Genomic DNA, 23302 nt, shown 5'->3' on the forward strand with positions numbered 1-23302 from the left:
TCAGGCACCCCCGAGCTGGCGGGCCGCGAGGCGGTGCGACAGCGGCGTCAGCAGCGTCGTCGCCTCGAGATAATCGTCGAGCAGCTCGTTGTAGCGGGCATGCGCCGCCATGTCCGGCTCGATGGTCACCGCCGGCTGGGCCACGGCCTTCGCCGCCGCGAACAGGTCGGCTGCCAGGCCGGCGCCGGCCGCGGCGCAGGCGGCAGCGCCGATGATGGTGAGGTTCGCCTCGGGCATGAGCTGCACCGGCCGGCCGATCGCGTCCACGGTGGCCCGCAGCCACAGCCGGTTCCTGGCATAGCCGCCGGACGAGACGATGCGCCGGCAGGAGACGCCGAGCTCGCCCATGCGCCGGAGCACATGGGCGGAGGCGAGCGCCACGCCCTCGACGGCCGAGCGGTAGAGGGCGGCCCGGTCATGGCCGAGCGACAGGCCCAGCACCGCCCCGCGCAGCAGCGGGTCGCGGTAGGGCGTGCGGTTGCCCATGAAATAGTCGAGCGTCAGCAGCCCGGCGCCGCCGACCGGCAGCGCCTCGGCCTCCTGCCACAACGCCTCCAGGCCCGCGGCGTCGAGGCGGAACAGCTCCTTGGAGAACCAGGACAGCACCGAGCCGGCGGAGACCTGCCCGGCCTCGACCAGCCAGTGATCGTCGACCAGGGCGTTGGGGTAGGGGCCCCAGAAGCCGGTGACCGGCGCCTGCGCCGGCAGCTGGAACAGGTGCACGACCGACGTGCCGCCGATCATCAGGAGCTCGCCCGGCGCCATGGTGTCGGCGGCGACCATGCCGATATGCGCGTCGATGCCGCCCTGCGCCAGCATCGGCCGGTTGGCGAGGCCGAGATGCTCCGCCGCCGCGGCGCTGAGCGGCGCGACCGGCGCGCCGACCGGAAAGATCTCGGCCGGCAGCTTCGCCGAAAGGTCCGGCACGCCGAGGGCAGCGAACAGGTCTTCGTGGAAGCGGCCGGCGACGGTGTCGTAGTTCCACTTGCAGGTCGCGTTCATGCGCGAGCCGACCCAGCGGCCGGTCAGCATGAAGTTCATATAGTCGAGGCACTCGCAGATGATGTCGGCCCCGGTATAGACCTCCGGCTCGTGGGCGGCGAGCCACATCGCCTTGGGCACCAGCCATTCCGCCGCATCGCCGCCGCCGGCATAGGCGAGCACCGGATGGCCGGAGCGGGCCGTCAGATCCGCCTCGCGGGCGGCGCGACAGTCCATCCACAGCAGCGCCGGACGCAGCGGCGTGCCGTCCCGCCGGCAGGCGACCACGGTGGAGGCGGTGGTGGCGAGCGAGACCCCGTCGATGGACGGCGTGCCGAGGTCGCGCATCAGCGCGCGCACCGCCCGGCCGAGCGCCTCCCACCATTCGGCCGGCGACTGCTCGGCCCAGCCGGGCTGGGGATAGCGCGTGGCGTATTGCACCTCGCGCTCGCCGAGCATGGCAGCACGCTCGAGGTCGAACACGCCGGCCCGGATACCGCCGGTGCCGAAGTCGAGGCCGAGGAGGAGCGTCATTTGGTCCACCTATGCCGGGCCTGTCTGTTTTGCCTGCGGCAGTGCGAGATGCCACGGTTCCGGTCTTGCCGCGACGCCTGAGTCTTCCCTCCCCGCAAGGGGGAGGGAATCGGCCGGCGTCGCGTCTGATACGATTCTTCGCGAACCCGCCCTCAGCTCAGGCGGGATGTAAAGGCGTCGAGGGCCAGGATGGCGTCGCGCACGATCTCGACCGAGAGCGGCACGGCGACCCGCCAGGTGGAGGAGCCCGGCTTGAGCGAGGCTTCCGCGACGCGCGTGATGTCGGCGGCGCTCGCCTGGCCGAGCCTGAGGTCGGCCAGGGTCGTCGGCAGGCCGACCGAACGGCAGAACCGGGCCGTCGCCTCGATCTCGGCCAGCGGCCGGCCTTCCAGCATCAGGAGGCAGAGCACGCCGAAGGCGACCTTCTCGCCGTGGTAGAAGCCGTGGGTCTCGTCGAGCACGGTCAGGCCGTCATGGATGCCGTGCGCGGCCGAGACGCCGCAATTCTCGAAGCCCAGGCCGCTGAGCAGCGTGTTGGCCTCGATGATGGCCTCGACCGCCGGCGTCAGCGCGCCGCGCTCGCATGCGAGCTTGGCGGCGAGGGCGTCGCGCATCAGCACCTCGTGGCAGGCACGGGCGATGGCGACACCGGCCTCGGGGGCCGGCAGGCCGGGGCGGATATAGTTGTTGGAGCGCGATTCCAGGTTCGAGCGCGCCTCGAACCAGGTCGAGAGCGCGTCGCCGATGCCGGCGACCAGGAAGCGCACCGGCGCCTTGGCGATCAGGGCGCTGTCGACCACGACGATGTCGGGGTTGCGCGGCAGGGAGATCGCCTCCTGGAAGACGCCGTGGCTGTTGTAGCGCACGGCGATGGCGCTGCAGGGCGCGTCGGTGGAGGCGATGGTCGGCACGATGGCGATGCGCGCCTGGTTGGCGACGGCCGCGACCTTGGCGGTGTCGGCGGTCTTGCCGCCGCCGATGCCGACGACGATGTCGGCGCCCGCCGCCTTCACCAGGGCCGTGACCCGCTCGATCTCCTCGGTGCAGCACTCGCCGCCGAAGCGCTCGACGCTGACCGCCAGGCCGCCGCTCTCCAGGCTGGTGCGGATCGCCGGGCCCATGGCGTCGAGCACGAAGCCGTCGACCAGCAGGAAGGCGTTCCGGCCCAGGCTGGCCAGGTGGTCGGCCAGGCGACCGATCTCGCCGGCGCGCTGGATGTACTTGCCCGGTCCGCCGAAGGCGCGCCCGGTGGCGCTGCGCCAGCCCTGTGTCTCAGCCATGTCGGCCTCCCCGATCCGTTGGGAAATTCACAAAAGTGAATTCAGTGTATTTGTGTGACGAATTACGCTCAGGGGCGGGAGCCTGTCAATCTTCCCGTCCATGGCGGATATCGCGGCTAGAGCGGTTTCCGATCCGCACGATTCGGAAAACCGCTCTAACAGGCTGCTGAAAAAGTCCCCGATGTACCCGGTTCGATTCGGCTTCGGACTCATTCCGATTGCGGCACGTCCCGTGAACAAAGCAGTTTTTCAGCAGCCTGCTAAGGCGACGCCCTCTCAGCCGTCATGGCCGGATCAAGTCCGGCCATGACGCGATTGAACGGGTAAGCCCATTTCCCCGCCGATTACTTATCTTAGCGCCCATGGGATCAAGTCCGGCCATGACGATCGGGGTGGCGCGCGTTCCTGCTCCGGAGCTCAGAAGCCGCTGACGACGTAGCCGCCATCGACCGGCAGGGTGGTCGCGGTGACGAAGACGGAGGCCGGGGAGGCGAAGAACAGCGCCGTGCCGACGAGGTCGTCGACCGTACCCCAGCGCTTCAGCGCCGCCTTGCGCTCGATTTTGCCCGCCGGATCCGGGTCGGACCAGAGCGCCTTGGTCATGGCGGTCTTGTGGTAGCCGGGGGCGATGGCGTTGACGCGCACGCCGTCCGGGCCGAAGCGGTGGGCGAGGGCGCGCGTCAGGCCGACGATGCCGGTCTTGCTGGCGCAATAGGCCGGCACCGAGTCGTCGGCGAGGTAGCTCAGCATCGACGCGATGTTGATGATCGCGCCCTTCGACTTGGTCAGCAGCGGCTTGGCCGCCATCGACAGCCGCATGGCGGCGTTGAGGTTGACGTCGATGACGTGGAGATAGGCCTCCTCCTCATACTCCGCCTCCGGCCGGGCGACGCCGGCGGCGTTGACCAGCACGTCGAGGCCCGGCAGCGCACCGACGAAGGCGTCGACCGCCTTGCGGTCGCGCACGTCGAGCACGGCGAAGCGGATGCCCTTGTTCGCCGGGTCGGCGCGCTCCGCCGTCAGCTTGTCCTCGGAGGTGCCGGTGGCGATCACCTCGGCGCCGAGCCGGGCGAAGCCCTGGGCGATGGCGAGGCCGATGCCGCTCGACGCACCGGAGACGAGGACGCGCTTGCCGGCGAACAGGTCGGGACGGAAGGTGGCGATGATCTCTTGCATGGGTCTCTCTCTTGGTAGCGGAAGCCGACGTCAGCGCGCCAGGGCGTCGAGGTCGTCGTAGAGCGCCTGGCTGTGGGCGTAGAGGCGGTCGAACACCGGCTGCATCCGCGCATAGGTGCGCGCCCAGTCGGGGTCGGGCTGGATTTCCTCGGTGTGGCGGACATAGGCGGCCACCGCGTCCTCGATGCGGGCGAAGCGGCCGGTGGCGGTCGCGGCCATGGCGGCGCAGCCGATCACGCCGCACTCGGCCTCCTTCGGTACCACGACCGGGATGCCGTAGATGCTGGCCTTGATCTTCAGCCACAGCGCCGTCTTGACGCCGCCGCCCGAGGCGATCACCCGCTCGAGCCGGGTGCCGGCGGCCCGCTCCATGATCCGCAGGTGCCGCGCGGCCGCGAAGGCGACCCCTTCCAGCACCGCCCGGTGCAGATGCGGCAGCCCATGCGCCGCGCCGATGCCGAAGAACTGGGCGCGGGCGTTGCGATGGGCGCCGAGCCGCTCGCCGGTGAGATAGGGCATGAAGAACAGGCCGGCGGCGCCCGCCGGCGCCTCGGACGCCCGCTTGACGATCTCGTCATAGCCGAGCCCCTTCTCGTGCAGCGCGCGGCGGGCCCAGCGCATGGCGTCGCCCCCGGTCTCCAGCAGCACGAACGGGCCCCAGTGGCCCTCCACGGTGGCGACGTTGGAGATTTCCGGGTCGAGCAGCGGCGCGTCGGCGATCAGGGTCAGGATGCAGGAGGTGCCGGTGACGTCGGAGGCGAGGCCCGGCCGGCAGGCGCCCGAGCCGAGCAGCGCCACGGGATAGTCGGCGCCGCCGACCAGGACCGGCGTACCCTCGACGAGCCCCGTCTCGGCCGCGGCGGCCGATGTCACCCGGCCGAGGATGTCGAGCGGCTCGCGGATCGGCGGCAGCTTGGCCGCGTCGAGGCCGAGACGTTCGATCATCGCCGCCGACCAGGCGCGCGAGCCCGGGTTCATCAGGAAGCTGCAGGACGCATCGCCCGAGTCCATGGCGATCTCGCCCGTGAGACGCAGGTTGATGAAGTCCTTGGGCATGATCACCGCGGCCGCGGCGCGATAGGCCTGCGGGTCGTGATCGCGCAGCCAGGCGAGCTTGAAGCCCGGCCAGGCCGGCGTCGGCGGGTTGCCGCTTTCGGCAAGGTAGGTCTGCGGCGGGTTGGCCCGCTCGAAGGCGGAGACGATGTCGACCGTGCGCTTGTCGTTCCACAGGGGCACGCTGTCGCGCGTCGGCCGGCCGGCCGCGTCGACCAGCACGGTGCCGTGCATCTGGCCGCAGGCTGCGACGGCGGCGATGCGCTCGCGCGCGCCCTCGACCGCCGCGAGGCTGGCGCGGATGGCGGCGGCGACGCCGGCCCACCAGTCGAGCGGCCGCTGCTCGGCCCAGCCGAAGGCCGGCACGATCTGGTCGTGCTCGCGGCTGGCGATGTGCAGGATCTCGCCCTTGCCGTCGACCAGGGCGGCGCGGACGCTGCCCGTGCCGACATCGATGGAGAGGGTCAGGTCGCGGGCCATCGGCGTCTCCGGCGCGGCTCAGTGCTTCAGGGAGCCGGTACCGTACTGGATCAGCATGGCGACGACGATGATCAAGCCCATATAGACCTGCTGGTGATAGCCCGGCACGCCGGCCAGGTTCATGATGTTGGCGATGATGCCCATCACCAGCGCGCCGAGCAGGGTGTTGATGACGCCGCCGCGCCCGCCCATCAGGCTGGCGCCGCCGATCACCACCGCGGCGATGACGTTGAGCTCGGCGCCGACGCCGACCTGCGCCGAGCCGACACCGGTGCGGGCCGAGGAGATGATGCCGGCGACCGCGGCGAGCGCCCCGGAGATCACATAGACCGCCAGCACGTAGCGCGGCAGGGCGATGCCCGACAGGCGCACCGCCTCCTCGTTCGAGCCGATCGCCGTGATCACCCGGCCGAAGCGGGTGAAGTTGAGCACGCCGCCGGCGACGATGAAGACCACGAACATCAGCACCACCGGCTGGGGGATGCCGAACAGGAAGCCCGAGCCGAAGGCGGCGAGCGCGTCGCCGCCGTCGCCGAGCGGGATCGGCCGGCCCTCGGAGATGATCAGCGACAGGCCGCGGGCGATCGCCATCATCGCCAGCGACATGACGAAGGAAGGCAGGCGCATGTAGGCGGTGAAGAAGCCGGTCACCAGTCCGCAGGCCGCGCCGGCGAGCACCACCAGGATGATGCTGGTCGCGACGCCGTAGCCGGAGATGGCGATGAAATAGGCCGACAGCACGCTGCCCAGCGCCGAGACGGAGCCGACCGACAGGTCGATGCCGCGCGTCAGGATGACGAACAGCATGCCGACCGCCATGATGCCGGCGCCGGCGGCGACCTGACGCAGCACGTTGAGGATGTTGACCTTGGTCAGGAAGCTGTCCGACCACAGGCTCGCCACCACCACCAGCACCACGAAGATGCCGAGTGTGCCGAAGCGTTGCAGCGCGTCGGCGAGGTCGAGCTTGCGCTTGCGCGTCTCGGTGCTGGTTTCGCTCGCGACTGTCATGGTGTTTCACCGCCTTGAGGTTCGTGGGCGCGCCGCATGGCCAGGGACAGGAGGTTCTCCTCGCTGTAGCGCTCCGGCCGCAGCTCGCCGCGCAGCCGGCCCTCGCCCATCACCAGGATGCGGTCGCACAGGCCGAACAGCTCCTGGTGCTCGGAGGAGATGACCAGCACCGCCTTGCCGGATTCGGCGAGCTGGTTGACGAGGGTGTAGATCTCGGTCTTGGCGCCGACGTCGACGCCGCGGGTCGGCTCGTCCAGCAGCACGATGTTGCCGCCGGCATGGAACCACTTGGCCAGCACCACCTTCTGCTGGTTGCCGCCGGAAAGGCTGGAGACCGGCGCCTCGATGCTGGCGGCCTTGAGCCGCAGGCTGCGGCCGAGCTCGTTGACGGCCTTGCGCTCGACGGCCTGGCGCAGCACGCCGAACGCCGTCGAGACCGCCGACATGCGCGCCATGGTGGCGTTGACGCGGATGGCCTTGTCGAGGACGACGCCCTGCTGCTTGCGGTCCTCCGGCACCAGGGCGACGCCGGCGGCCACCGCGTCCCTGGGAGAACGCAGGCGCACGGCCTTGCCTTCGAGCGTGATCGAGCCGGCGTCGAGCCGGTCGGCGCCGAAGATCAGGCGGGCCACCTCGGTGCGGCCGGAGCCGACCAGCCCGCCGAGGCCGACGATCTCGCCGGCACGGACGCTGAAGCTGACGTCCTGCACCTTGCGCCCGGCCTGGAGGCCCTCGACCTTGAGCAGCTCGGCCCCGAGCCGGCGCTCGCTCTTGGGCGGGAACAGGGCGGCGAGCGGCCGTCCGACCATCATACGGATGATGTCGTCGACACCGACGTCTCGGGCCGCGACTGTGCCGACCAACTGGCCGTCCTTCAGCACGGTCATGCGGTCGGAGATGCTGAACACCTCGTCGAGGCGATGGGAGATGTAGACGACGCCGACACCCTGGCCGCGCAGCGTGGCGATGATGCGGTGCAGCCGCTCGGCGTCCTGGGTGGAGAGCACGGCGGTCGGCTCGTCGAAGACGATGATCCGGACCTCGCGCGACAGCGCCTTGGCGATTTCCACCACCTGCTGGTAGGCGACCGCGAGGCTGCCGACGCGCTGGCCCGGGTCGATGTCGAAGCCGAGCCGCTGGATCAGCTCGCGGGCGCGCTGCTTCAGGCCGCGCCACGAGATCAGTCCCGGCAGCTCGCCGAGGAAGATGTTCTCGGCCACGGTGAGGTCGGGGGCGAGGGCCAGCTCCTGGTGGATGACGGCGATGCCGCGAGCCCGCGCGTCGCGCGGGTCGCGGAAATGCACGGTCTCGCCGCCGATCACCACCGCGCCGCTGCTCGGCAGCATCTCGCCGCCGAGCACGCGCATCAGGGTCGACTTGCCGGCGCCGTTCTCGCCGAGAAGGGCGTGGACCTCGCCGGCCTGCACGTCGAAGTCCACGCCCTTGAGCGCGTGCACGCCGCCGAACGACTTGGTGATCCCCGTGAGCTTGGCGAGTTCGGTCATTGGTGGCCCCGGCCCGATGCGGCGGGCCGGCAGCCTCGACGGCCGCCGGCCCCGGTCTCGCTCAGAACACCGCGTCCTTGCGGTAGTACTTGTCGACGTTCTCCTGGGTGATCACGTCGGGCTTGGTCAGCTCCAGCTTCGGGAAGTCGGCCGGCAGCTCGCCCTTGAGCGCCTTGAGGCCGATATCCACGGCGGTGCGGGCGACGAGGTCGGGGTCGTTGAGGCCGGTGGCGCCGTACTTGCCGTCCTTGATCAGGGCGAGCGCCTCCTTCTGGCCGTCGGCGGCGGCGAGCACCAGCACGTCGCCCTTGCCGGCCGCTTCCAGCGCCTTCATGGCGCCGAGGGCCATGGAGTCGTTCTCGCCGAGGATGACGGTGGTGTCGGGATGCGCCTGGAGCAGGTCCTCCGCCGCCTTCAGCCCACCCTCGTGCGACCAGCCGCCCCAGCCCTGGCCGAGCACCTGGAAGCCGGACTTGCCTTCGTTGACGAGCTGGCCCTCGACCAGGCCGCGGAACACGCCGAGGCGGCGGTCGCGGCCGACCTCGTTGCCCTGGGCGCCGGACAGCAGCAGGATCTTCACCGGCTTGCCCTGCATCTTCTTGGCCAGCCACTGGCCGACGAGGAAGCCGTTCTGGTCGTTGGAGGAACGCACCTGGGTGATGACGTTGGCCTTGGTGTTGATGCTGGAATCCATCACCACGACCTTGACGCCGGCGGCCGAGGCGGCGTTGGCGGCCGCCACCAGTCCTTCGGGATCGCGCGGATTGAGGATCAGCAGGTTGATGCCCTTGGCGACCATGTCCTCGACGTCGGAGATCTGCTTGCCCATGTCGTTCTGGCCGTCGGCCGTCGACACGTCGCAGCCCGCCTTCTTGGCCTGATCGACCGCGGCTGCCTCCTGGGCGGCGAAGTAGGGCGCGTTCAGCGTGTACATGGCGACGCCGACCTTGCAGTCGGCTGCCTGGGCCGCGCCAAGGCTGCCCGCCGCAAGGGCGGCCGCCAGCACGCAGGCTGGAAGGGCTCTGGTCATCGTTTCCTCCACCAATCGTCGGTCACGGGCGCTCTTTGTCGGCCCTGTTTTGTAGCATAGATACAAAATCTTAAGCCGGTCAAGCGTGATTTTCAATACGAATTTGAAGTGAAATAACATTCGTGAAAATTTAGTGGTGTCATATTGCCGACCTTGCAACGAAAATCGCGATTTTGCACACGATTTCGGCACTGCGCTTGATATTGGGGTTAGGTCGATGTAGCATTGCTACAAATTCGGCATGGCCTTGTCGCCATGCCGTCCACAGCGATCGGAGGCCTGAATGTCATTGCGCGAGCCGGGAATCTGCCTCGTCGACGTCGCCGGCGGCGAGCTCAAGGGAGCGACCAACCGCTACACCAAGACGCTTGCCGACCTCGAAGGCCTCTACGAGGACGAGGCTGCCTATCGCGCCCTGCGCGAGCGGATGGGCGACACGGTCGTCTACGAGGTGACGGACTACAAGCCTTCGAACGATGCCGGCGACATGATCATCGGCGTGACGCGCATGCTGCCCGGCAAGGTCGGCCGTGAATATTTCCTCACCCGCGGGCATATCCACGCCAACGCCAACCGCCCGGAAATGTATTATGGCGAGAGCGGCCACGGCCTGATGCTGCTGGAGTCGCCGGCCGGCGAGATCCGCACGGTCGAGATCGGCCCGCGCACCCTGTGCTACGTGCCGCCCTACTGGATCCACCGCTCGGTCAACACCGGCACGACCGAGCTGGTCATGACCTTCGCCTATCCCGCCGACTCCGGCCAGGACTACGACATCATCGCCAAGGCCGGCGGCATGCGCAGCCGCATCGTCGACGACGGCCGCGGCGGCTGGACGGCGGTCGACAACGCCTCCTACAGCTTCCGGCCGGCAGCGCTGGTCGACAGCATCCTGGCCCAAGCGTGACCTGATCCCGATCCCGCGAGAGCCGCCCATGACCCGCTACACGCCCGCCACTCAGCCGACCTTCTATTTCATCGGCGTGACCACGACGAAGAGCTCGATCATGCGGGTGTTCCCGGCCTGGGCCGCCCATCTCGGCCTCGACGGCGCCGTGATCAAGGGCATCGACTTTCCGTTGCACGCCGATCCCGCCGCCTATCGCGAGGCGGTGGCCTTCATCAAGGCCGATCCGCTCTCGCTCGGCGCCCTCGTCACCACCCACAAGATCGATCTCTACAAGGCCTGCCGCGACCTGTTCGACGAGATCGACCCGCATGCGCGCTTCATGGACGAGACCAGCTGCCTGTCCAAGCAGGGCGGGCGCCTCGTCTGCCACGCCAAGGACCCGATCTCCTCCGGCCTGGCGCTCGACAGCTTCCTGCCGCCGCAGCATTTCGCCCGCACGGGCGCCGAGCTGTTCTCGATCGGCGCCGGCGGCTCGACCATCGCGCTCACCTGGCACATGATGCGCGCCGAGCGCGGCGCCGACGTGCCCTCGCGCATCATCGTCTCCAACCGCAGCCAGCACCGCCTCGACGAGATCCGCCGCATCCATGCCGCGCTCGGCGCCCGCGTCCCGGTGGACTACGTGCTGGCACCGACGCCAGCCGACAATGACGCGGTGCTGGCCGGCCTCAAGCCCGGCTCGCTGGTGATCAACGCCACCGGCCTGGGCAAGGACGCGCCGGGCTCGCCCCTGACCGACGCGGCGCGCTTCCCCCGGGACGGCATCGCCTGGGACCTCAACTACCGCGGCGACCTCGTTTTCCTCGACCAGGCCCGGCGCCAGCAGGCCGAGCGCAACCTGCAGATCGAGGACGGCTGGACCTACTTCATCCATGGCTGGACCCAGGTGATCGCCGAGGTGTTCCACATCGACATCCCGACCTCCGGCCCGCGTTTCGACGCGATCGCGGCGATCGCCGCCGAAGCGTCCAGGAGCTGAGCGGCGATGGGGATCGGGCTGGTCGAGACGGCGTTCGGCGGCCCCCTGGCCCCCCGGCTGGCGGCGCCAGCCGGGGCGGGAACCGTGCTGCACTGGCTCGGCCAGGCCGGCTTCATCCTCGACGCCGGCGGACACCGTGTCGTCATCGATCCCTATCTCTCCGACTCGCTGGCCCGGAAATATGCCGGCACGCCCTTCCCGCACGAGCGGATGATGCCGCCGCCGGTCACCCCGGAAGGCCTCGCCGGCCTCGACCTCGTGCTGTGCACCCACCAGCACACCGATCACATGGACCCGGGGACGCTGGCGCCGCTGGCGCGCCTGCACCCGCGGCTGCGCTTCGTCGTGCCCGCCGCCGCCCTGGCCCAGGCGCGCGAGCGCATCGGCGTCGGCGAGGATCGGCTGATCCCGCTCGATGCCGGCGCGGCGGCCGAGCCTCTGCCGGGACTGCGCGTGCGGGCGGTGCGCGCCGCCCACGAGACGCTGGAGCGGGACGAGGACGGGCGACACCGTTTCCTCGGCTATGCCCTGACGGCCGGCGGCTTCACGGTCTTCCATTCCGGCGACACCATGCCCTTCGACGGCCAGCGCCAGGAAGTGGCGGCGCTCGGCGCCGACCTGGCGCTGCTTCCGGTCAACGGCCGTTCGGACAGGCTGCGGCAGGCCGGCTTTGCCGGCAACTTCACCCTGGATGAGGCCGTGGCGCTGTGCGCGGCCTGCCGCATCCCGGCGATGATCGCCCATCATTACGGCCTGTTCGCCTTCAACACCGCCGACCCGGCGACCATCGATGCAGCCGTCGCAGCCGCGCCCTTCGCGCTGGCGCGTGCGCGGACGCAGATGGCTTACACCCTGCATCGGGATTAATGTTTCGGTTGAAGCCGCGTCGGATTTCCGGCTGAAAGGCATTTCCTTTCAGGGAGTTGCGTCGCGAGCCCGAATCAATGCGCAAAGGCGGGCGCCGCATGGGCCTGATCCGGGTGAGGGGATCGAACGATGTCGTTGCTTGACCACTCCGCGCCGCGCGTCACCACCCAGAACATCCTGGAGGTCGTGCGCATGGCCAGCGCCGACCTGCGCAAGTCCGAGCGCAAGGTCGCCGAGGCCGTGCTCGCCGATCCCCACCGGGTGCCGAGCGCCACCCTGGCCGACACAGCCGCCTTCGCCGATGTCAGCCAGCCGACCGTGATCCGCTTCTGCGTCGCCGTCGGCTGCACCGGCTTCCAAGATTTCAAGCTCCGGCTCGCCCACGCCCTGGCGCTGGGCACCCCGGCCACCCATTCCGTCCTGCTCGGCACGGACGGGCCCGAGGCGATCGTCGAGAAGATCTTCGACTACACCATCACCAGCCTCGACTGGGCCCGCCACCATCTCGACAAGGCGGCGCTGGCCCGGGCCATCGCCCTGCTCGAGGCGGCGCGCGCCATCGAGTTCTTCGGCTTCGGCGCCTCCGGCGTCGTCGCCCACGACGCCCAGCAGAAGTTCCCGCTGTTCGGCGTGCCATGCGGGGCGCAGCAGGACTCGCACCAGCAGGTCATGGCCGCCTCGATGATGCGGCCCGGCGACGTCGCCGTGGTCATCTCCAACACCGGCCGCACGCTGTCCATCCTCGACGTTGCCCGCACGGCGCGGGCCGGCGGCGCCGCGGTCATCGCCATCACCGGCTCGGACTCGCCGCTCGCCGCCGAAGCCGACGTGGCGCTGATCGTCGAGACCCTCGACAACACCGACATCTACACCCCGACCATCTCGCGCATCGCCGCCCTGGTGGTGATCGACGTGCTCTCCACCGCCGTCGCCCTGCGCCGCCGCGATGGCCACCTGCAGCGCTTCGAGGCGATGAAGCGCCAGCTCAACCGCCTGCGCCTGGACGAGGGCGGGTGAGGGCGGGGCGGGGCGGCTGCGTCACAGCAGAAGCCTGAGTTCGACAATCAATGGCGCAAGATCGCCCGTGTAACTCGCGATCATCGCCGGAAGGAATGTGTCGCGTCTGACAAGCGCGAAATCGAGCGGAAATCCGGAAGCTTCGCCGAGCACTGCCATGAAGGCGAGCTGCGAGCGGCCATTGCCTTCCCGGAACGGGTGGATGGCGTTCAGCTCAGCAAGGAAACGTGCCGCTTCAGCGAGGAACTGCTCGGCGGTCTCCGCTTCGAGCGCCGCCGGGAGCGTGGCGAAGAGCCGGTTCATCTCACCGTCGATGTATTCCGGAAAGCAAAAGGCATTCCCGCCTTTTGCCGTGCGGACCGTGCGGTACTTGCCCGCCCAGCTGTGCACGTCCTGGAACAGATGTCGATGGATGCGACGATAGTGATGTGGATCGTATCGGCCACGCGGTAGAGCCTCGCTGGCGCGCAATGTCGTCATCTCGAGCTCAAACGCTTCGAGCAAAGCGGGATCGCGCAGACCGAGCTTGTTCTTGAGAGTCGTCGTACCCTTGTAGGCGTATGGGTCGTCGAAGGCGTCGTAGTCGAGCGACATCACCCGCGCGACTTGGCGTCTCGATAGGCGCGGATCACCTCGAGGCGCTGGTCGCTGGGTGAAAGCTCGCGTTTCTTCATGTCGGCAAGTCGCTTGCGGCTTGCCGCGCTGAGGCTGATTCCTTCAACAGCCGTGATCGCCGCGAACGCGCGCTGCCCGAGCACGTAACCGGCCTCGCCAGACTTTGGTCCCCCAATGGTCTTCTTCATATGTCCTCGGTCGGGTCTCCGTGAGCCGGGCGATGGCCATCGGTATCGTGGCATCACGGTATCCCATAATGGCGGCTGCAATGAGCCAAATGCAAGATGTCAACGAGCGCGGGGCCTTTGGGCACGGCTCTTGCTTCCCCCGACCGGATCACATCCCCGTTGTCATCAGCCGCCATTCGCGGCACATGACGCCATGGCCTTGCCCGCACCCGACAGTCCGATCGCCGCGAAAGTCCATCCCTCGCCCAATCATGGCGAACGGGCCGGCGGCCTCGCGCCGTCCATGCTGATCCTCCATTATACCGGCATGCCGGATGCGGCCTCGGCGCTGCGCAAGCTCGCCGACCCGCTGGCCGAGGTGTCCTGCCACTATTTCGTGTTCGAGGACGGGCGCGTGCTGCAGATGGTGCCGGAGGCGCGGCGCGCCTGGCATGCCGGGCGGTCGATCTGGGCCGGCCTGGAGGACATCAACTCGCGCTCGATCGGCATCGAGATCGTCAATCCCGGTCATGAATGGGGCTATGTCGCCTTTCCCGAGGCGCAGATGGCGGCGGTGACGGCGCTGTCCGCCGATATCGTGCGGCGCTGGGCCATCCGGCCCGAGTTCGTGCTCGCCCATTCCGACATCGCGCCGCTGCGCAAGGAGGACCCGGGCGAATTGTTCGACTGGCGGCGGCTGGCGGAGGCCGGCGCCGGGCTGTGGGTGCCGCCGGCGCCGATCCGCGGTGGCCGTTTCTTCTCGCCCGGCGACGAAGGCCAGCCGGTCGAGGCGCTGCAGGCCATGTTCGCCATGCTGGGCTACGGCATCGCCGTCACCGGCCGCTATGACGACCTGACGGCGGCGGTGGTGCGCGCGTTCCAGCGCCATTTCCGCCAGGAACGGGTCGACGGCATCGCCGATGCCTCGACCATCGAGACGCTGCGCGACGTCGCGGCCCTGAAGCTGGCCGGTGCCGGGGCGGCCGGCGATCGATGAGGAGTTTGTCGATGCGCATCACCATCATCGGCGGCGGCATTGCCGGCCTTGCCACGGCCTGGTCGCTGGTCAAGCGCGGTCACGCGGTGACGCTGTTCGAGCGCGGCCCGCTGCCCAACCCGCTCGCCGCCTCCGGCGACCACCACCGCATCATCCGCCGCGCCTATGGCGGCGCCGACGGCTATGCGCGGACCATCACCGAGGCCTTCGAAGCCTGGGACGAGATGTGGCGCGACCTCGGCCGCAGCCATCTCGACGCCGTCGGCGTGCTGTGCGTGTCGCAGCGGCCCGGCGACGAGGCCGAGGCCTTCCGCGAAGGGCTCGACCGCGGCGGCTATGCCTACAGCCTGCTCGATCCGGCCGAGACGGCAGCGCGCTATCCCTTCCTCGATCCGGCGAGCCTGCGCTATTCCTACTTCAGCGCCGAGGGCGGAGCGCTGCATTGCCGGCGCATCGCCGCCGACCTCGCCGCCTGGCTCCGCGAGCGCGGCGCGGTGCTGCGCACCGGCACCGATGTCGTCGCCGTCGATGTCGACGATGGCCGCGTCGCCACCGCATCCGGCGAGGTCGTCGAGGCTGACCGCGTCGTGGTCGCCGCCGGCGCCTGGGTCCTGCGCCTGTTCCCCGATCTAGCCGCGTCGCTGCAGCCCTGGCGCACGGCGCTCGCCTATGTGACGCCGCCGGCCGACCTCGCCGCCGCCTGGGCGCGGGCGCCGGTGATCCTCGATGTCGGCGGCGATGCCGACGGCTATGTCGTGCCGCCGAGCGCGGAGGGCGGCCTGAAGTTCGGGACCGGTCGCCACAAGGTCCGGACCGACGACGCCGATGCCGACCGCACGCCGCGGCCGGGGGAAGGGGAGGCGATCCGCCGCTGGTTCTCGCCGCCGATCGCCCGGATCGAGGAATACGCCATCGCCGATGTCGTCACCTGCGCCTACACCTTCACGGCCGACGAGCGCTTCTTCCTGGCCGAGCGCGGCTGCGCCCTGGTCGTGTCGGCCTGCTCGGGCCATGGCTACAAGTTCGGCGCGGCGGTGGGGCGGCGCGTGGCGGCCGCGGTCGAGACCGGCGACGTCGCCCTGCTGGATCGCTGGCTGAAGGCCGAGCCGACCGCCGCGTGATTTTTCGCACGGCACGGCGGGGAGATCCGGGGTCTTATCGGCCTCGACGGGTTGCTCCCGTCTCTCCCTCCCAAGATCGACTTGCGGGCCCTTCGGGGCCCGCCTCTTCTTCGGGAGGGGCTCTTCACCAGCGCAGCAGCCGTCCGCCGATGAGGGCGCCGACCAGGCCGGCGCCGAGGATGCCCGCCGTATACCAGCTCGCCAGGAACGCGGTTGCCGTCTCGTTGCAGTGGAAGGCGTAGATCGCGGCTGCGAGGCCGCCCGAGGCCAGCCCGGCGGCGCAGCCGGCGAGGGGCAGGTGCGTCGGCGCCAGGCCGCGCAGCGCCCAGCCCGCGCCCGCCAGGATCGGCACCGACAGGCCGAGGATCAGCCAGGGGCAGACCGCGGCCGAGGCTCCCGTCAGCAGGCGTCCGCGTTCGTCCTGGGGCGCCAGGCCGAGCTCGATCGCGCCGCCGAGGCCCGCCAGGACGATCGCCAGCGCGGCGAGGCCGAAGGCGCCCGCCGCCCGGCCGCCCGGCCGCCCGAGCCGCTCCACCGCCTGCAGACCGGCGACGGCCAGCACGGCGGTGTAGCCGAGCTTGATCCAGAATGGACCGGTTGCGGCTGCGGCGGCGATGTCCGGCCGGACGCCGAGCCCGGCGAGCATGATCGCGACGGAGACGAGCGCGCCGGCGCCGATGCCGAGGGCGAGCCGGCGCAGGACCGCGCCGGATGCGACCGGCTCCAGGTCTCCCGCCAGACGCTCGATGAGGTCTTCGGTGCTCGTCACCTGCCTCGCCCTCCGAACCGTGCCGCGAGCGCCTTCAGCCCGCGGTGGATGCCGACCTTGACCGCGCTCTCCGAAAGGCCGCTCCGGGCGGCGGTCTCGGCGATCGAATGTCCCTCCAGCTTGACCCTGCGGATCAGCTCCCTCGGGCGTTCTGGGATCGTCGCCAGCACGCGCTCCACGTCGCGGCGGTGCAGGGCGGCCTCGATGTCCCCGCCCGCCAGCAGGGAATCGGCGGCCAGCGCCGCTTCGGCATCCTCGAGCGGCAGCGCCGTACGGCCGCGGCGGACATGGTCGATCAGCTTGTAGCGCGCGATCGCGTGGACCCAGGCGGTCAGGGGCCGTCCGGCGTCGTAGGTCGCGCGATGCGCATGCACGGCCATCAGCGTCTCCTGCACCAGATCCTCCGCATCCGCCGCGCGGTCCGATCCGAGCCGCCGCAGGAAGTAGCGGCGCAGATGGGCGCCGAGCTCGCGCAGCAACGTCCGGTAGGCCGCCGCGTCGCCCGCCAGGGCTGCCCGCATCAGCCCGCCCAGCCGTGCTTCGATGGTGTCCAGCCCGTTCGACATGGTCCTGTTCGCCGGGGAGCCGACAAAGGTTACGTCCGGCCCTGTCATAGGCGCAGAGCCGGGCCGGAGCGCCATCACGAAGCGGTGAGGCCGCAGGCGCCGCTCGGCTCTCCGGTCGCGCGGCGCGGCGGCTCCCGGCCCGGCGATCGCCTGTTTTTGTTGACGGCGGGGCGCGGCTGCGTCACACCAGCCGCGCCAGTTGGCCGGGCGGCCGCTGTTCCCTCGGGAATGGAGGAAAGTCCGGGCTCCACGGAAACAGGATGCCGGATAACGTCCGGCGGGGGCGACCCCAGGGATAGCGCCACAGAAAGCAAACCGCCCCGGCGTGCCGGGGTAAGGGTGAAAGGGTGCGGTAAGAGCGCACCGTGCGACCGGCAACGGGAGCAGCATGGCAAGCCCCATCCGGAGCAAGACCGAATAGGGATGGCCGCGGCGGTCTTCGGACGCGCCGGAGCGCGTTTCCGCGCTGCCGTCCGGGTTGGTCGCATCGAGGTCGCCGGCGACGGCGGCCCCAGAGGAATGGCCGCCACGTCCGCAGCGATGCGGGCCCTACAGAACCCGGCTTATAGGCCGACTGGCATTTCTCCCCTCGGGGACCGACGCGGCCATGCGGGCCGGGCCTCTTGCCTGAGTCGTCCCGCCGGGCCACAGTCCGGCAAGGTATCCGCCGCGGCGGCGGCCTGGCGCAGAGGGAAGCATGCAGATCATCGGCACCATCCTCATCGGCTTCGTCGCCGGGCTGCTGGCCCGCATGCTCACGCCCGGCAACACCAATCCGACGGGCTTCATCCTCACCACGGTGCTCGGGGTGATCGGCGCCGTCGTCGCCACCTGGCTGGGCCAGGAGATGGGCCTTTACGCGCCGGGCGAGAAGGCCGGCTTCGTCGGCGCCGTGGTGGGCGCGATCATCGTCCTGCTCGGCTGGCGCCTCTACGTGCGCAGCACCGCAGCCTGAAGCGCCTTGCGATTTGACGGATCCCGTCAAATCGCAAGGACGCGTCGAAGCGAGGAGGCGGAGCAGCCGGCGCCCATCCCGGCTCCACGCCGCATTCGTCGCGGCCTTGGGGAACATTGGCGGCCGCATCCGGTTGCATTGCGGGCAATGCCTTGCATCGGAGCTGCCATGGGTATCCTCTGGACCATCATCATCGGCTTTCTCGCCGGCGTCGTCGCCAAGTTCCTCATGCCGGGCGACAACGAGCCGAAGGGCTTTATCCTCACCACGGTGCTGGGCATCGTCGGCGCCTTCGTCGCCACCTGGCTCGGCCAGGTCCTGGGCTGGTACCATGCCGGCCAGGGCGCCGGCTTCATCGGCGCCGTCGTCGGCGCCGTCATCCTGCTGCTGGTCTGGGGTGTCATCGCACGCCGCGCCTGAGCGGCGGGGCAGGGGACGAGGGGGCTGCGGACACGGTTCGTTAACCCTTCCTCGCCGTTAATGGGCTCGGATCATTTTGCCCGAAATCTCGGGCCGCGCCGCCGTTCGAGACCCCGATGCCTGCCTCGCCTCCCCCCCCGTCCGACGACGCCCGGCAGGATCATCGGCATATCCCCGTGATGCTGCCCGAGGTGATGGCGGCGCTCACGCCCAAGGCGGGGGACGCCATCATCGACGGCACGTTCGGCGCCGGCGGCTACACCCGCGCCGTTCTGGCCGAGCCCGGCACGCGGGTGATCGGGATCGACCGCGATCCCACCGCGATCACCGACGGCATGGGCCTGGTCTCGGCCATGCAGGGCCGGCTCACCCTGGTCGAGGACCGCTTTTCCAACCTCGACGGCGTGGCGCGCGGGCTCGGCCTGGAGGCGGTGGACGGCGTCATGCTCGACATCGGCGTCTCCTCCATGCAGCTCGACCAGGCCGAGCGCGGCTTCTCCTTCCGCCAGGACGGCCCGCTCGACATGCGCATGGAGGGGCGTGGTCCCAGCGCCGCCGACCTGGTCAACACGCTGCCCGAGGCGGACCTGTCGCGCCTGTTCTGGACGCTGGGCGAGGAACGCCGCGCCTCCGCCCTGGCGCGCGCCATCGTCGCCGACCGGGCCGCGACGCCGTTCCTGCGCACGCGCGACCTGGCGGAGCTGTGCGGACGCGTCATCCGCGCCAAGCCGGGCGACATCCACCCGGCGACGCGTGCCTTCCAGGCCTTGCGCATCGCCGTCAACCGCGAGCTGAACGAGCTCGCCGACGCCCTGCTGGCGGCCGAGCGCATCCTGCGGACCGGCGGCCGGCTGGTGGTCGTCACCTTCCATTCGCTGGAAGACCGGATCGTCAAGACCTTCCTGGCCGATCGCTCGCGCCGCGATGCCGGCGGCTCGCGCCATCAGCCGCAGCAGAGCGTCGCGCCCGCGACCTTCGAACTCGTGCATCGCGGCGCCGTCGCTGCCTCGGCGGCGGAGGCGGCGGCAAATCCGCGCGCCCGCTCGGCCAAGCTGCGCGCTGCGATCCGCACCGCCGCGCCTGCCCGCGACACTGGCACGGATTTTCTTGGACTGCCCGATCTCGCGCTCAGCGCCGGGAGACGTCGATGACCCGCCTGCTCAACCTCATCCTGTTCGGCGTGCTGATCGCCGCCGCCATCGGCGTCTATTCGATCAAGTACGAGGCCACCCGCCAGGCCGAGAAGGTGGCCAAGCTGCGGCGCGACATCGAGGTCGAGCGCGTCGCCATCGGCGCGCTGCGGGCCGAGTGGGCCTACCTGACCCAGCCCGAGCGCATCACCGCGCTGGCGCGCAAGCATCTCGACCTCCAGCCCATGGAGGTCGAGCAGATCGTCAAGCCCTCCGAGCTGCCGGAAAAGTCCTCGCAGGAGGACCTGATCGCCAAGAAGCTTGAAGGGCTCGGCCTCGGGGCGCCGAAAGTCACGGGATCGACGCAATGACCCACCTGTCCACGCCGGACGACATTCTCGAGCGCGACGCCGCGGCGCAGCAGCCGGCGGACGAGGCCGGTTGGAGCGCGCAGGACCATGTGCTGCCGGGCAAGCCCGAGCCGCTGCCGCGGCGCAGGGCCGGCAAGCTGGAGAAGAGCGCCAGCCGCATCCTCTTCATCATGCTCGCCTTTGCCGGCCTCTACGTCGCCATCATCGGACGGCTGACCATGCTGGGCATGGGGCCGGAGGACCAGTACAGCGCCAAGCTCTCGGCCCAGGGCCAGCTCGCCGCGGCGCGGCCCGACATCGTCGACCGCAACGGCGAGGTCCTGGCGACCGACGTCAAGGTCGCCTCGCTCTATGCCGAGCCGAGGAAGCTCGTCGACGTCGACGAGGCCACGGAGCTCCTGTCGGCCGCGATGCCCGAGCTCAATGCGCGCGACCTGCGCGAGAAGCTGGCGTCGAAGAAGGGCTTCGTCTGGCTCAAGCGCGAGATCACGCCCAAGCAGCGCGCCGACATCTACAAGCTCGGCCTGCCCGGCGTCGGCTTCCTGACCGAGAACAAGCGCATCTACCCGAACGGCCCGACCGTGAGCCACGTGCTCGGCTCGGTCAACATCGACAACCAGGGCATCGCCGGCATCGAGAAGTACATCGACAACAAGCGCGGCCTCAGCGAACTGGCGGCGCTCGGCTACGCGCCGACCAATCCGGACGACCTCAAGCCGGTGCAACTGTCGATCGACTTGCGCGCCCAGAACGTGCTGCGCGACGAACTGGTGCAGGGCATGGCGCATTTCCGCGCCAAGGCGGCGGCCGGCGCCGTCATCGACGTCAACTCCGGCGAGATGATCTCGCTGGTGTCGCTGCCGGACTTCGACCCGAACAACCCGGCCGACGCGCTCGACCATGACCGGATCAACCGCATCAATGTCGGCGTCTACGAGATGGGCTCGACCTTCAAGGCCCTGACGCTGGCCATGGGCGTCGATTCCGGCAAGTTCAACACCAATTCGCGGCTCGACGCCCGCTCCAGCCTACGCTTCGGGCGCTGGCTCATCCCGGACTACCACGCCCAGCATCGCATCCTGACCCTGCCGGAAGTGTTCACCTATTCCTCGAACATCGGCTCGGCCCGCATCGCCCTGGCGCTCGGCGTCCCCTATCACAAGGCCTTCCTGAAGAAGATGGGCCAGCTCGACCGGCTGGTGACGGAGCTTCCGGAGAACGCGGCGCCGCTGCTGCCCGCGCGTTGGGTCGAGCTCTCGACCGCCACCATCGCCTTCGGCCAGGGTCTCAACGTCGCGCCGCTGCAGGCGCTCATGGCCGTCGCCGCGATGATGAACGGCGGCCACCTCGTCAAGCCGACCTTCCTCAAGCGCGACGCCGCCACCGCCATGGCCGAGTCGCCCGTCGTGCTCCAGCAGCGCACCTCGGACGTGATGCGCTACCTCCTGCGCCTCAACGCTACCAACGGCTCGGCCAAGAAGGTCGACATCCCCGGCTACCAGGTCGGCGGCAAGACCGGCACGGCCGAGAAGATCATCAATGGCCGCTATTCCAAGAACAAGAATTTCAACTTCACCACCTTCATGGCAGTATTCCCGTTCGACAAGCCGAAATACCTCGTGCTGACCATCTATGACGAGCCCAAGCCCGTGCCCGAAAGCTATGGCTACACCACCGCCGCCTGGAATGCCGGCGTGACCGCCGGCAAGGTGATCGAGCGCATCGCCCCGCTGCTCGGCGTCCAGCCGCGCTTCGAGCCGGTGCCGAACAACCCGCCGCCGATCGGCCCGACGGCAAAGCTGGCGGCGGCGCAATGACCATCCGCCCGCTCGCCTCCCTGCTGCCGGAGGATGCGGCGCTCGATCCGCGCTTTGCGACGACGGCCATCGCCGGCATCACCGTCGATTCCCGCGCCGCCCGCCCTGGCTGGCTGTTCTGCGCCATGCCGGGCACCAAGGTCGACGGCATGAGCTTTGCGGCCCAGGCGGTCGCCAATGGCGCGGTCGCCGTGCTCGGCGAGCACGAGGCGCCGCTGCCGGACGGCGTCGCCTTCGCCAGGGTCGTCGATGCCCGCAAGGCGCTGAGCGCGGTCGCCGCCGCCTTCCACCCGCGCCAGCCGGCGACCATCGCCGCCGTCACCGGCACCAGCGGCAAGACCTCCGTCGCCGCCTTCGTGCGCCAGATCTGGGCGAGCCTCGGTCTGCAGGCGGCCTCGGTCGGTACGGTCGGGCTGGTCGCACCCTGGGGCGAGACCTACGGCTCCCTGACCACGCCCGATCCGGTGGCGCTGCACGCCCTGCTCGACGACATCGCCGGCCGCGGCGTCACGCACCTGGCCATGGAGGCCTCCTCGCACGGGCTGGACCAGCATCGGCTCGACGGGGTCCGGCTGGCGGCGGGCGGCTTCACCAACCTGTCGCGCGACCATCTCGACTATCACCCGACGGTGGAAGCCTATCGCGACGCCAAGCTGCGGCTGTTCTCGGAGCTCCTGCCGCCGGGCGCCGCCGCGGTGATCGAGGCCGATCATCCCGAGGCGGCCGCCTTTATAGCCGCCGCGACGGTGCACGGGCTCGATGTCCTGACCGTCGGAAAGAACGGCAGCGCCATCAAGCTGTTGTCGTCCGATGTGGAAGGCTTCTCTCAGAAGCTGAACCTGGAGCATGCCGGCAAGGCCCATGCCGTGCGTCTGCCGCTGGCCGGGCATTTCCAGGTCGAGAACGCCCTGGTGGCGGCCGGGCTGTGCATCGGCAGCGGTTCCGACCCGGCCGCGGTCTTCGCGGCGCTGGAGACGCTGGAGGGCGCCAAGGGGCGCCTCGACCTCGTCGGCTCGGCCCGCGGGGCGCCCGTCTTCGTCGACTATGCCCACAAGCCCGATGCGCTGGAGAAGGCGCTGGAGGCGCTGCGCCCCTTCGTCCGCCGCGATCTGGTCGTGGTGTTCGGCTGCGGCGGCGATCGTGACCCCGGCAAGCGGCCGATGATGGGCGAGATCGCGACCCGCCTGGCCGACCGCGTCATCGTCACCGACGACAATCCGCGCACCGAGAACCCGGCCGCGATCCGCGCCGCCATCATGGCCGCCGCGTCGGGCGCGGTGGAGATCGGCGACCGGGCCGAGGCGATCCGCACGGCCGTCGCCGGGCTGGCCGAAGGCGATGCCCTGCTGATCGCCGGGAAGGGACACGAGCCCGGCCAGATCGTCGGCGCCGAGGTCCTGCCCTTTTCCGACCATGACGTCGCCCGGGCGGCAATTGCGGCGGTGTCGGATGCCTGACCCGGGACAAGCCGCATTTTTTGCCCACCGCCACCTTGAAACCGGCACAGGTTTGATCTCAAAGGCTCTCCGCCCTTTCCCATCATCGGCATGA

The 23302-nt window shown here is 70.0% G+C and carries 23 protein-coding genes and 1 other RNA gene; 13 read left to right on the forward strand and 11 right to left on the reverse strand.

The genetic code is table 11. The features are described from left to right. From AC27L4_RS23230 to AC27L4_RS23260, 7 genes are all read right to left on the reverse strand, one after another. Entirely contained in the window at positions 1–1515 is a 1515-nt protein-coding gene (locus AC27L4_RS23230; protein ID WP_487144744.1) for an FGGY-family carbohydrate kinase, read from the reverse strand. Between the two features lie 152 nt (positions 1516–1667). Then, entirely contained in the window at positions 1668–2795 is a 1128-nt protein-coding gene (locus AC27L4_RS23235; RefSeq protein WP_487144746.1) for a glycerol dehydrogenase, read from the reverse strand. Positions 2796–3212: 417 nt separating this feature from the next. Next, the gene (locus tag AC27L4_RS23240) at positions 3213–3971 is read right to left on the reverse strand and encodes an SDR family NAD(P)-dependent oxidoreductase (RefSeq protein ID WP_487144748.1); all 759 of its coding nucleotides are present in this window, start codon (positions 3969–3971) and stop codon (positions 3213–3215) included. 30 nt (positions 3972–4001) lie between these two features. Beyond that, positions 4002–5504, reverse strand: a complete 1503-nt coding sequence (locus tag AC27L4_RS23245) for a xylulokinase (RefSeq protein WP_487144749.1) — start codon at positions 5502–5504, stop codon at positions 4002–4004. An 18-nt stretch (positions 5505–5522) separates the two neighbouring features. Further along, positions 5523–6515 carry an ABC transporter permease gene (locus tag AC27L4_RS23250; RefSeq protein ID WP_487144750.1) on the reverse strand — a complete coding sequence of 331 codons (993 nt, stop codon included), beginning with the start codon at positions 6513–6515 and terminating at the stop codon, positions 5523–5525. After that, on the reverse strand, positions 6512–8020 hold the full coding sequence (locus tag AC27L4_RS23255) for a sugar ABC transporter ATP-binding protein (RefSeq protein WP_487144752.1): 1509 nt from the start codon (positions 8018–8020) through the stop codon (positions 6512–6514). Before AC27L4_RS23255 ends, AC27L4_RS23250 begins: the two co-directional genes overlap by 4 nt. A 61-nt stretch (positions 8021–8081) precedes the next feature. Continuing rightward, the gene (locus tag AC27L4_RS23260) at positions 8082–9050 is read right to left on the reverse strand and encodes a sugar ABC transporter substrate-binding protein (RefSeq protein WP_487144753.1); all 969 of its coding nucleotides are present in this window, start codon (positions 9048–9050) and stop codon (positions 8082–8084) included. A gap of 283 nt (positions 9051–9333) precedes the next feature. Between AC27L4_RS23260 and AC27L4_RS23265 the strand changes: the two genes are divergently transcribed. The 4 genes from AC27L4_RS23265 to AC27L4_RS23280 all read left to right on the forward strand — a co-directional run bounded on the left by AC27L4_RS23265 (position 9334) and on the right by AC27L4_RS23280 (position 12823). After that, positions 9334–9957 carry a glucose-6-phosphate isomerase gene (locus tag AC27L4_RS23265; protein ID WP_487144755.1) on the forward strand — a complete coding sequence of 208 codons (624 nt, stop codon included), beginning with the start codon at positions 9334–9336 and terminating at the stop codon, positions 9955–9957. 28 nt (positions 9958–9985) lie between these two features. Then, positions 9986–10939 (forward strand): shikimate dehydrogenase family protein, encoded by a 954-nt coding sequence (locus AC27L4_RS23270; RefSeq protein WP_487144757.1) that lies wholly within the window; start codon positions 9986–9988, stop codon positions 10937–10939. A 6-nt stretch (positions 10940–10945) separates the two neighbouring features. Continuing rightward, the gene (locus AC27L4_RS23275; RefSeq protein WP_487144759.1) at positions 10946–11806 is read left to right on the forward strand and encodes an MBL fold metallo-hydrolase; all 861 of its coding nucleotides are present in this window, start codon (positions 10946–10948) and stop codon (positions 11804–11806) included. Positions 11807–11935: 129 nt separating this feature from the next. Then, entirely contained in the window at positions 11936–12823 is an 888-nt protein-coding gene (locus AC27L4_RS23280; RefSeq protein WP_487144761.1) for an SIS domain-containing protein, read from the forward strand. 21 nt (positions 12824–12844) lie between these two features. On the opposite strand, the gene AC27L4_RS23285 is transcribed toward AC27L4_RS23280, so the two are convergent. After that, on the reverse strand, positions 12845–13417 hold the full coding sequence (locus tag AC27L4_RS23285) for a Fic/DOC family protein (RefSeq protein WP_487144763.1): 573 nt from the start codon (positions 13415–13417) through the stop codon (positions 12845–12847). Continuing rightward, positions 13417–13626 (reverse strand): hypothetical protein, encoded by a 210-nt coding sequence (locus AC27L4_RS23290; protein WP_487144764.1) that lies wholly within the window; start codon positions 13624–13626, stop codon positions 13417–13419. The genes AC27L4_RS23285 and AC27L4_RS23290 overlap by 1 nt, the downstream gene beginning before the upstream one ends. Before the next feature lie 193 nt (positions 13627–13819). Between AC27L4_RS23290 and AC27L4_RS23295 the strand changes: the two genes are divergently transcribed. Both AC27L4_RS23295 and AC27L4_RS23300 read left to right on the forward strand, forming a co-directional pair. Then, positions 13820–14602: an N-acetylmuramoyl-L-alanine amidase gene (locus AC27L4_RS23295; RefSeq protein ID WP_487144766.1), complete on the forward strand. Its 783-nt coding sequence runs from the start codon at positions 13820–13822 to the stop codon at positions 14600–14602. 11 nt (positions 14603–14613) lie between these two features. After that, on the forward strand, positions 14614–15723 hold the full coding sequence (locus AC27L4_RS23300) for an NAD(P)/FAD-dependent oxidoreductase (protein WP_487144768.1): 1110 nt from the start codon (positions 14614–14616) through the stop codon (positions 15721–15723). Positions 15724–15847: 124 nt separating this feature from the next. Here AC27L4_RS23300 and AC27L4_RS23305 read toward each other — a convergent pair whose 3' ends face one another. Both AC27L4_RS23305 and AC27L4_RS23310 read right to left on the reverse strand, forming a co-directional pair. After that, positions 15848–16492: an NrsF family protein gene (locus AC27L4_RS23305; RefSeq protein WP_487144769.1), complete on the reverse strand. Its 645-nt coding sequence runs from the start codon at positions 16490–16492 to the stop codon at positions 15848–15850. Then, positions 16489–17058, reverse strand: a complete 570-nt coding sequence (locus tag AC27L4_RS23310; RefSeq protein ID WP_487144771.1) for a sigma-70 family RNA polymerase sigma factor — start codon at positions 17056–17058, stop codon at positions 16489–16491. The genes AC27L4_RS23305 and AC27L4_RS23310 overlap by 4 nt, the downstream gene beginning before the upstream one ends. Before the next feature lie 195 nt (positions 17059–17253). Here AC27L4_RS23310 and rnpB point away from each other — a divergent pair. The 7 genes from rnpB (at position 17254) to AC27L4_RS23345 (ending at position 23208) form a co-directional block, all read left to right on the forward strand. Then, positions 17254–17640, forward strand: an RNA gene (gene rnpB / locus AC27L4_RS23315) — RNase P RNA component class A. A 115-nt stretch (positions 17641–17755) separates the two neighbouring features. After that, positions 17756–18013 (forward strand): GlsB/YeaQ/YmgE family stress response membrane protein, encoded by a 258-nt coding sequence (locus AC27L4_RS23320; protein WP_487144773.1) that lies wholly within the window; start codon positions 17756–17758, stop codon positions 18011–18013. Between the two features lie 168 nt (positions 18014–18181). Continuing rightward, on the forward strand, positions 18182–18433 hold the full coding sequence (locus tag AC27L4_RS23325) for a GlsB/YeaQ/YmgE family stress response membrane protein (protein ID WP_487144775.1): 252 nt from the start codon (positions 18182–18184) through the stop codon (positions 18431–18433). Between the two features lie 116 nt (positions 18434–18549). Beyond that, positions 18550–19584: a 16S rRNA (cytosine(1402)-N(4))-methyltransferase RsmH gene (gene rsmH / locus AC27L4_RS23330; protein ID WP_487144776.1), complete on the forward strand. Its 1035-nt coding sequence runs from the start codon at positions 18550–18552 to the stop codon at positions 19582–19584. After that, positions 19581–19934 carry a cell division protein FtsL gene (gene ftsL / locus AC27L4_RS23335; protein WP_487144777.1) on the forward strand — a complete coding sequence of 118 codons (354 nt, stop codon included), beginning with the start codon at positions 19581–19583 and terminating at the stop codon, positions 19932–19934. The genes rsmH and ftsL overlap by 4 nt, the downstream gene beginning before the upstream one ends. Then, positions 19931–21751: a peptidoglycan D,D-transpeptidase FtsI family protein gene (locus AC27L4_RS23340; protein ID WP_487144779.1), complete on the forward strand. Its 1821-nt coding sequence runs from the start codon at positions 19931–19933 to the stop codon at positions 21749–21751. The genes ftsL and AC27L4_RS23340 overlap by 4 nt, the downstream gene beginning before the upstream one ends. Further along, positions 21748–23208, forward strand: a complete 1461-nt coding sequence (locus AC27L4_RS23345) for a UDP-N-acetylmuramoyl-L-alanyl-D-glutamate--2,6-diaminopimelate ligase (protein WP_487144781.1) — start codon at positions 21748–21750, stop codon at positions 23206–23208. Before AC27L4_RS23340 ends, AC27L4_RS23345 begins: the two co-directional genes overlap by 4 nt. The last annotated feature ends 94 nt before the right edge of the window (positions 23209–23302 follow it).

The sequence above is a fragment of the Labrys sp. Lb11 genome (assembly GCF_057554225.1).

Coding starts and splice junctions, on each gene's coding strand:
- AC27L4_RS23230 (WP_487144744.1), bottom strand. CDS start 1,515: ATGACGCTCCTCCTCGGCCTCGACTTCGGCACCGGCGGTATCCGGGCC.
- AC27L4_RS23235 (WP_487144746.1), bottom strand. CDS start 2,795: ATGGCTGAGACACAGGGCTGGCGCAGCGCCACCGGGCGCGCCTTCGGC.
- AC27L4_RS23240 (WP_487144748.1), bottom strand. CDS start 3,971: ATGCAAGAGATCATCGCCACCTTCCGTCCCGACCTGTTCGCCGGCAAG.
- AC27L4_RS23245 (WP_487144749.1), bottom strand. CDS start 5,504: ATGGCCCGCGACCTGACCCTCTCCATCGATGTCGGCACGGGCAGCGTC.
- AC27L4_RS23250 (WP_487144750.1), bottom strand. CDS start 6,515: ATGACAGTCGCGAGCGAAACCAGCACCGAGACGCGCAAGCGCAAGCTC.
- AC27L4_RS23255 (WP_487144752.1), bottom strand. CDS start 8,020: ATGACCGAACTCGCCAAGCTCACGGGGATCACCAAGTCGTTCGGCGGC.
- AC27L4_RS23260 (WP_487144753.1), bottom strand. CDS start 9,050: ATGACCAGAGCCCTTCCAGCCTGCGTGCTGGCGGCCGCCCTTGCGGCG.
- AC27L4_RS23265 (WP_487144755.1), top strand. CDS start 9,334: ATGTCATTGCGCGAGCCGGGAATCTGCCTCGTCGACGTCGCCGGCGGC.
- AC27L4_RS23270 (WP_487144757.1), top strand. CDS start 9,986: ATGACCCGCTACACGCCCGCCACTCAGCCGACCTTCTATTTCATCGGC.
- AC27L4_RS23275 (WP_487144759.1), top strand. CDS start 10,946: ATGGGGATCGGGCTGGTCGAGACGGCGTTCGGCGGCCCCCTGGCCCCC.
- AC27L4_RS23280 (WP_487144761.1), top strand. CDS start 11,936: ATGTCGTTGCTTGACCACTCCGCGCCGCGCGTCACCACCCAGAACATC.
- AC27L4_RS23285 (WP_487144763.1), bottom strand. CDS start 13,417: ATGTCGCTCGACTACGACGCCTTCGACGACCCATACGCCTACAAGGGT.
- AC27L4_RS23290 (WP_487144764.1), bottom strand. CDS start 13,626: ATGAAGAAGACCATTGGGGGACCAAAGTCTGGCGAGGCCGGTTACGTG.
- AC27L4_RS23295 (WP_487144766.1), top strand. CDS start 13,820: ATGGCCTTGCCCGCACCCGACAGTCCGATCGCCGCGAAAGTCCATCCC.
- AC27L4_RS23300 (WP_487144768.1), top strand. CDS start 14,614: ATGCGCATCACCATCATCGGCGGCGGCATTGCCGGCCTTGCCACGGCC.
- AC27L4_RS23310 (WP_487144771.1), bottom strand. CDS start 17,058: ATGTCGAACGGGCTGGACACCATCGAAGCACGGCTGGGCGGGCTGATG.
- AC27L4_RS23320 (WP_487144773.1), top strand. CDS start 17,756: ATGCAGATCATCGGCACCATCCTCATCGGCTTCGTCGCCGGGCTGCTG.
- AC27L4_RS23325 (WP_487144775.1), top strand. CDS start 18,182: ATGGGTATCCTCTGGACCATCATCATCGGCTTTCTCGCCGGCGTCGTC.
- rsmH (WP_487144776.1), top strand. CDS start 18,550: ATGCCTGCCTCGCCTCCCCCCCCGTCCGACGACGCCCGGCAGGATCAT.
- ftsL (WP_487144777.1), top strand. CDS start 19,581: ATGACCCGCCTGCTCAACCTCATCCTGTTCGGCGTGCTGATCGCCGCC.
- AC27L4_RS23340 (WP_487144779.1), top strand. CDS start 19,931: ATGACCCACCTGTCCACGCCGGACGACATTCTCGAGCGCGACGCCGCG.
- AC27L4_RS23345 (WP_487144781.1), top strand. CDS start 21,748: ATGACCATCCGCCCGCTCGCCTCCCTGCTGCCGGAGGATGCGGCGCTC.